Origin of the sequence: Microbacterium sp. H6, from assembly GCF_003314775.1 — a bacterium.
GTDB classification, from domain to species: Bacteria; Actinomycetota; Actinomycetes; order Actinomycetales; family Microbacteriaceae; genus Microbacterium; species Microbacterium oxydans.
This window is the reverse complement of sequence record NZ_QOAY01000241.1, coordinates 1-6783: the sequence shown is the minus strand read 5'-3', so window position 1 is coordinate 6783 and position 6783 is coordinate 1. Positions and strand designations below refer to the sequence as shown.

General features: G+C 70.3%; 8 protein-coding genes. 5 read left to right on the top strand and 3 right to left on the bottom strand.

Annotated elements, in window-relative coordinates; genetic code table 11:
* Positions 1–1131: amidohydrolase (locus DSP71_RS15385; RefSeq protein ID WP_113681523.1), on the bottom strand; the 1131-nt coding region annotated here is incomplete at its 3' end.
* A gap of 81 nt (positions 1132–1212) precedes the next feature.
* On the opposite strand from DSP71_RS15385, the gene DSP71_RS15380 reads away from it, so the two are divergent.
* Genes DSP71_RS15380 through DSP71_RS22420 form a run of 5 tightly spaced genes read left to right on the top strand, consistent with a single transcriptional unit; the run spans position 1213 to position 4105 of the window.
* Positions 1213–1869, top strand: coding sequence for a TetR/AcrR family transcriptional regulator (locus DSP71_RS15380; RefSeq protein ID WP_113681522.1), 657 nt, complete (start codon positions 1213–1215; stop codon positions 1867–1869).
* A 9-nt stretch (positions 1870–1878) separates the two neighbouring features.
* A complete protein-coding gene (locus tag DSP71_RS15375) occupies positions 1879–2508 on the top strand; it encodes a metal-dependent transcriptional regulator (RefSeq protein ID WP_046747461.1) in 630 nt (209 codons plus the stop codon).
* 32 nt (positions 2509–2540) lie between these two features.
* Positions 2541–3362: an HAD-IIA family hydrolase gene (locus tag DSP71_RS15370; protein WP_046747460.1), complete on the top strand. Its 822-nt coding sequence runs from the start codon at positions 2541–2543 to the stop codon at positions 3360–3362.
* A gap of 3 nt (positions 3363–3365) precedes the next feature.
* Positions 3366–3944: a YdeI family protein gene (locus DSP71_RS15365; protein WP_113681521.1), complete on the top strand. Its 579-nt coding sequence runs from the start codon at positions 3366–3368 to the stop codon at positions 3942–3944.
* Positions 3941–4105, top strand: coding sequence for a hypothetical protein (locus DSP71_RS22420; protein ID WP_164734122.1), 165 nt, complete (start codon positions 3941–3943; stop codon positions 4103–4105). Before DSP71_RS15365 ends, DSP71_RS22420 begins: the two co-directional genes overlap by 4 nt.
* Positions 4106–4149: 44 nt before the next feature.
* Here DSP71_RS22420 and DSP71_RS15360 read toward each other — a convergent pair whose 3' ends face one another.
* Together DSP71_RS15360 and DSP71_RS15355 are read right to left on the bottom strand one after the other, a co-directional pair.
* Positions 4150–5778: an ABC transporter ATP-binding protein gene (locus tag DSP71_RS15360; protein WP_061015772.1), complete on the bottom strand. Its 1629-nt coding sequence runs from the start codon at positions 5776–5778 to the stop codon at positions 4150–4152.
* A partial coding sequence (locus DSP71_RS15355; protein WP_147251339.1) for a serine hydrolase occupies positions 5775–6783 on the bottom strand: 1009 nt, incomplete at its 5' end. The genes DSP71_RS15360 and DSP71_RS15355, both read right to left, overlap by 4 nt.

Sequence of the window (6783 nt, the reverse complement as noted above, 5' to 3'; positions counted from 1 at the left end):
GGTCGTCGTCTCGAGGTGCTCGATACGATGCGGGGCGCCGGAAGCGCTGCGTACGCCGGCCGCGAGGTACGCGTCGACGACCTCGCCCACCGCCCGGTCGCCGATCGCGTGCGTCGCGACCTGGAACCCGGCCTCGGTGTATCGGCGCACGGTGCGGCCGTACGCGGCCACGTCCTTCCAGAACGGCTCCAGTCCCTCGCCGGCGGAATCGGGCGCGTGCAGCCAGGCGGTCCCCGTCTCGACCACGCCGTCGGCGTAGAGCTTGACCGATCCGCCCCGCCAGCGCTCGCCGCGTCGGTCCCGCATCCGCAGGTTCTCGATCGTCCGTTCCTCGTCGAAGCCGGGCTCGTGGTCGATCGCCGAGACGATGCGGATGGGAAGACCCGGACCCTGCTCCAGAGCATCGAGCAGATCGAGCGTGGCGAAGCCGCCGTCCATGATCGTGCCGCCGGTGAGTCCGGAGTCGCGCAGTCCGCGCAGCAGGTCGTGCCCGATGGCAAGGGTCTGCTCACGGGTCCGGGCGGGCGCGCTCAGACGTACCGGCTCGTAGGCGCCGAGTTCGCGCAGCTCCCCTGTGGGGTGGCCGTCGGCATCGACGACCACGCACGACGAATCCTCGAACGCGCGTGCGCCGGTGATGCCCGCCCGGGCCAGGCCGGCGCGGCTGGCGAGAGCGGTGTGCCCGTCGAACACGATGAGCAGCGCCGGGAGTCCGCGCACCGCGTCCTCGATCGCGGCGGCGGTCATCGGCAGGTCGTGGAACACGTCGTAGTCGAGATTCCAGCCGCGCACCCACGGGTCCGCATCTTCGGCGAGCGCGCGGTCGGCCTCGACGCGAAGGGCGGCGAGCAGCGCCGCCCCGGTGGTCAGACCCCCGAGGTCGATGCCCGCCGTCAGCTCGATCCCCTGGATCGGATGCAGGTGCGCGTCGATGAGGCCAGGCGTGACGGCCGCTCCACCGAGATCGCGTACGCGGGTGCGAGGTCCGCGCAGCTCTCGGACCAGCGCATCGTCCCCGACCGCGAGGAAGCGCCCTTCGCGCACGGCGAAGGCTGTGGCGAACGGGCGGCGCGGGTCCATCGTCACCACGCGTGCGTCGGTGACAATGGTGTCGGCGTCGAAACCGGTCATGACTGCGCCTTCGTCCGTTGAAGAGTTCAGTATTGAAAGAGTTTCAATAAAATACCAGACACCTGAGCAGAATCGAGCACGATGACGAAATCTCCGCGCAGCGTCGGGCGGCCGTCGACCCAGGTGCTCACCGAGGAGCGCATCCTCAAGGCCGCGTTCCGGCTGAGCGCCCAGCGCACGCCGCGACAGTTCACCATGACCGCACTCGCGGAATCGCTCGGCGTGCGCACCTCCGCGCTCTATCACCACTTCGCCAACCGGGACGCCGTGATCCGGGCCATGCGCGGGCAGGTCAGCCGTGCGCTCGTCTCCCCCGTCCTCCACGAGCTGCCCGTCGAGGACGCACTGCTCACCTGGGCGCACAGCTACCGCGACGCCGCGATCGCCGCACCGGAGGCCATGGTGATGCTCGCCACCTCGCCGATCGATGCCGACGAAGGCTCGTTCGCCGACTACGACCAGATCGCACGCCTGCTCGCGCACGACGAGTGGCCCACCGAGACCATCGTGGACGCCATCGTGGCACTGGAGTCGTTCATCATCGGCTCCGCGCTGGACGCCCTCGCCCCCGCCGACAACATGGCACCGGGAGAGCTCGCCCCGCAGTTCCCGACCTTCGCCGAGGCCGAGGCCGCCAGGGCCCGGCTCAGCACCGACCCCGCCCGCCGCACGTTCGAGATCGGGGTGCGGGCGCTCATCCACGGACTCACCGCATGGGCGCGCGAGAGCACCACGTAGGCTGGGCGGGTGGCATCCCCTGCAGCTGACGACTATCTGAAGACCGTCTACGCGCATACCGAGTGGCAGGACGCACCGATCACCCCCTCGGTGCTGGCCGCGAAGCTCGGCATCGCGCCATCGTCGGTCACCGAGATGGTGAAGAAGCTCGCCGCCGCCGGACTCGTCTCGCACGTGCCCTACGGAGCGGTGCGATTGACCGAAGCAGGGACGAAGCGCGCGCTGGCCATGGTGCGCCGGCACCGCCTGGTCGAGACCTGGCTGGTGCAGGAGTTCGACTACGGCTGGGACGAGGTGCACGACGAGGCCGAGGTGCTCGAGCACACCATCAGCGACCGGCTGCTGGAGGGCATCGATGCGCGCCTGGGACGCCCCCGCTTCGACCCGCACGGCGACGCGATCCCGGACGCCGAGGGCCGCATCGAACGCGCTCCGTTCGTGCTGCTCGCCGATGCCCCTGTCGGACACGTCGGCCGCGTGCTGCGGGTGAGCGACCAGGACCCCGAGGTGCTCCGCGCCGTCGAAGCTGCCGGGATCGCCGTGGGCGTCGAGGTCGAGGTGACCGACGGCGGCTTCTCCGTCGGCGGCGCGGAGGCCGAGGTCGCGCACGCCGCCGACGCGATCTGGCTCACGGCCTGACGCCGGAAAGGTGCGGCCCCTAGGCTGTGCACATGGCAAAACGTGACGACATCGAATGCTGGCTCACCGACATGGACGGCGTGCTCGTCCATGAGAACGACGCCATCCCCGGAGCATCCGAACTGCTCGCCGGATGGGAGAGCGCCGGCATCCCGTACCTGGTGCTCACCAACAACTCGATCTTCACCGCACGCGACCTGTCCGCACGCCTGCGCATCAGCGGCCTGCATGTGCCGGAGGAGCGCATCTGGACCTCGGCGCTCGCGACAGCCGACTTCCTGAAGCAGCAGCTCCCCGGCGGCTCGGCCTTCGTGATCGGCGAGGCCGGCATCCTCACCGCCCTGCACGACGCCGGCTTCATCATGACCGAGACGAACCCGGACTTCGTGGTGGTCGGCGAGACGCGCAACTACTCCTTCGAGGCGATCACGAAGGCGATCCGGCTCATCATCGGCGGCGCACGCTTCATCGTGACGAACCCCGACGCCACGGGCCCGAGCACCGACGGTCCACTGCCGGCCACCGGAGCCATCGCCGCCCTCATCACGAAGGCCACGGGCAAGGAGCCCTACGTCGTCGGCAAGCCGAACCCCATGATGTTCCGCTCGGCGCTGAACAAGATCGGCGCGCACTCGAAGCGAACGGGCATGATCGGCGACCGCATGGACACCGACGTCGTCGCCGGCATCGAGGCGGGCCTGCACACCGTGCTGGTGCTCACCGGGATCAGCGACCAGGCCGAGATCGAGAAGTACCCGTTCCGCCCCGACGAGATCGTGCAGTCGGTGGCCGACCTGCTGCCGCGGATCACCGAGACGATCACGACGGTGAAGCCGGGCAAGACGAAGAAGTAGCCCGTGGGCGCGCTGGACGAGGGGGAACGGTTCCGGGCCGCTGATGCGGCGGCGTGGCGCGCCTGGCTCGAGGAGAATCACGAGCGCACGGCGGGGGTCTGGCTGCTGAGCGTGCGCGGGGCGTCGGACGGCGTCGGCTACGAGGATGCCGTCCGTCAGGCGCTCTGCTTCGGATGGATCGACGGCCCCGTGCGCGTGTTCGGCGACGGGACGGACGACCGCGCCAACGGGCAGTGGTTCTCGCCGCGGCGTCCCGGCAGCGGGTGGGCGGCCACCAACAAGGCGCGCATCGCCGAACTGGAAGCGGCAGGAATGCTCGCACCCGCCGGCATCCGAGCGCTGGAGATGGCGAAGGCGAACGGCTCGTGGACCGTGCTCGACGGACCGGAGGCGGGTATCGAGCCGGACGAACTCACCACCGCGCTCGATGCTCTGCCCGTCGCGCGCGCGAACTGGGACGCATTCCCGAAGTCGGTGAAGAAGTTCGGACTCACCCACATCGCGATGGCCAAGAGACCGGAGACCCGGGCGGCGCGCATCGCCAAGATCGTGGCGGACGCTGCGGAAGGGAGACGCCCATGAACCAGAGCGACCTGCTGTTCCTCGTGATGTTCGTGATCCTGCTGTCGACGCTGACGGTCTTCATCGTGCAGTTCGTCCGCTCCCGTCGGCGCGGCCCCGGCGACGACGACCGCGCCGGCTGGTGGGAAGGCCCCTGGGACGACGACGACCGCAAGCGCTGAACCTGCGGTCGTCGACGACGGCGGTGGTCGACGACCGAGCGCGATCAGGACGCCAGAGACGCCCCGGGGATCGCGGCGAGAAGCTCTCGCGTGTACGGGTGCTGCGGGGCGTCGAAGATGCGCTCGGGGGTGCCGCTCTCGACCACGACACCGCGCTGCATGACGTGCACCTCGTCGGAGATCATGCGCACCACCGCGAGGTCGTGGCTGATGAAGAGGTAGCTGAGCCCGAGCCGCTTCTGCAGGTCGGCGAGCAGGTCGAGGATCTGCGCCTGCACCAGCACGTCGAGGGCCGACACCGCCTCGTCCAGCACCACCAGCTCGGGTTCGAGCGCGAGTGCCCGGGCGATCGCCACGCGCTGACGCTGCCCTCCGGAGAGCTCATGCGGCAGTCGTTCGGCCATGGCCGCGGGCAGGGCCACCTGCTCCAGCAGCTCGAGCACGCGCGAGTGCCGGGTGGCCGCGGTGCCGATGCGGTGCACGCGCAGGGGCTCGGCGATCGACTGCTCGACCGTGTAACGCGGGTCGAGCGAGGCGTAGGGGTTCTGGAACACGGGCTGCACGCGACGGCGCAGGGCGAACAGCTCTTTGCGCCGGAGCGTGGTCAGGTCGAGCCCGTCGAACAGGATCGACCCCGACGTGGCATCCTCGAGGCCGAGCACCATGTTCGCCGTGGTCGACTTGCCGGATCCCGACTCGCCCACGATCGAGACCGTCGTGCCGCGGCGGATCTCGAAGCTGACCCCGTCGACGGCGGTGAACGTCTCGGGCTCCCCCGGCTTGGGCGCGCGCAGGGCGAACTCCTTGCGGAGGTCGCGGATCTCGACGAACGGTGTACCCGTTGAGGTTTCGCGCTGCGGCAGGGCGTCACGGTGCGAGGCGAGGCTCGGAGCCGCGGCGAGCAGCTGCTTGGTGTACTCGTGCTGCGGGGCGCCGAGCACCTGGGCGGAGGTGCCCTCCTCGACCACACGACCGCGGAACATCACCACGATGCGGTCGGCGCGCTCGGCGGCGAGGGCGAGGTCGTGCGTGATCAGGAAGACCGCAGTGCCGAGTTCGTCGGTGAGCGAATCGAGCTGGTCGAGGATGCGGCGCTGCACGGTCACGTCGAGCGCGGAGGTGGGCTCGTCGGCGATCAGCAGGCGCGGCTTGCAGGCCAGGCCCATCGCGATCAGGACACGCTGACGCATGCCGCCGGAGAACTCGTGCGGATACTGGTGCGCGCGCTGCGCGGCATCGGCGATCCCCACCATCTCCAGCAGCTCGACGACCCGTGCCGTGGTGGCGTCGCCGCGCGTGTACCCGTGCACCTCGAGCGCTTCGCCGATCTGCTCGCCCACGCGCATGAGCGGGTTGAGGTTCGACATCGGATCCTGCGGCACGAGCCCGATCCCGGCGCCCCTCAGCGAGATCATCGCGTTCTCGGGCAGATCGGTCAGCTCACGACCGTCGAAGCGGATGCTGCCGGCCGTGATCACGCCGTTCTCCGGCAGCAGACGGTTGACCGCGGCCGCAGTGGTCGACTTGCCCGACCCCGACTCCCCCACGACCGCGACGGTCTCACCTGCGGCGATGTCGATGGTGACGTCGCTGACCGCGGTGACCAGCTCGGAACCGGTCCGGAAGGCGACGGCGAGGCCGCTGATGCTCAGCACGGGCTCGGTGGTGCTCATGGGGTACTCGTTCCTTCAGTGTCGAAAGCGTTGTCAGAAGCGTTGTTGCCGGGGTCGGTGCCGCCGGGCAGGAGCGCGGGGAGCGCTGCGCGCCACAGCGTCTCGGTCGGCACGGGTTCGGAGGCGAAGAGTCGGTTGGTCAGCAGCACCGCGGACGTACCGGTCCCCGGCACGATCCCGAGCGCGCATCCGGTGAAGCCGGGATGCCAGAGCATCCGGGTGGGCCGACCGGCGACGGCCACCGTGTCGCTGCGCCACCCCAGTGCCTGGCCGGTGTCGGGGCCGTCTCGGAACAGCTCGGCCACGGCATCCGGCTCCCAGAGCTCCGGGTGTCGTTCGGGTGCGGCGAGCGCGGCACCGAGGGTCAACAGGTCGTCGGCGGTGCTGAAGAACCCCGCATGCCCGGACACGCCACCGAGGGCGTGGAAGCAGTTCCCGTCGTTCACGACACCGCTGATCTCGTCGGTGCGCCAGGCGAAGTCGGTGTCCGCGGTGAGCACGGGGTACGGCACTCCGGTCGCGACCATCCGGCGCTCGGCGGCATCGCCGACAGCGGAGGAGGCGACGGGCTGACCGACGGGACCGTAGCCGGTACGGGCGAGACCGAGCGGCGCGGTGACGAGTTCCCGCACTGCGGCGTCCAGGGGCTGTCCGGCGATCGCGGCGATGATTCGACCGAGCAGCATGAACCCCAGGTCGGAGTAGTGTCGACCTTCGTCGAGGGCGTATCGGAGCGGGATCGCGTCGATCGCCCTCGCCGGATCCCCGGCATGCTCGCGGTCGAGGTACAGCGGCTGCCACTCCCAGAGACCGGCACGGTGCTGCAGCAGGTGGCGGACGGTCGTCCCGGGCGCGCAGGCGGTGCCGGGGACGAAGCGGTCGACCGGGTCGTCGAAGCCCAGCTCGCCGCCGCTGACCAGCCGGAGGACCGCGGTGGTGGTCGCGGCGACCTTCGACACCGAGGCGATGTCGAAGGCGGTGCCGGTGGTCATGGCGGTCCCCGCG

What these genes read in the sequence shown, in the direction of transcription:
- DSP71_RS15360 (WP_061015772.1), bottom strand. Translation starts at nt 5,778, where the DNA reads ATGAGCACCACCGAGCCCGTGCTGAGCATCAGCGGCCTCGCCGTCGCC.
- DSP71_RS15380 (WP_113681522.1), top strand. Translation starts at nt 1,213, where the DNA reads ATGACGAAATCTCCGCGCAGCGTCGGGCGGCCGTCGACCCAGGTGCTC.
- DSP71_RS22420 (WP_164734122.1), top strand. Translation starts at nt 3,941, where the DNA reads ATGAACCAGAGCGACCTGCTGTTCCTCGTGATGTTCGTGATCCTGCTG.
- DSP71_RS15370 (WP_046747460.1), top strand. Translation starts at nt 2,541, where the DNA reads ATGGCAAAACGTGACGACATCGAATGCTGGCTCACCGACATGGACGGC.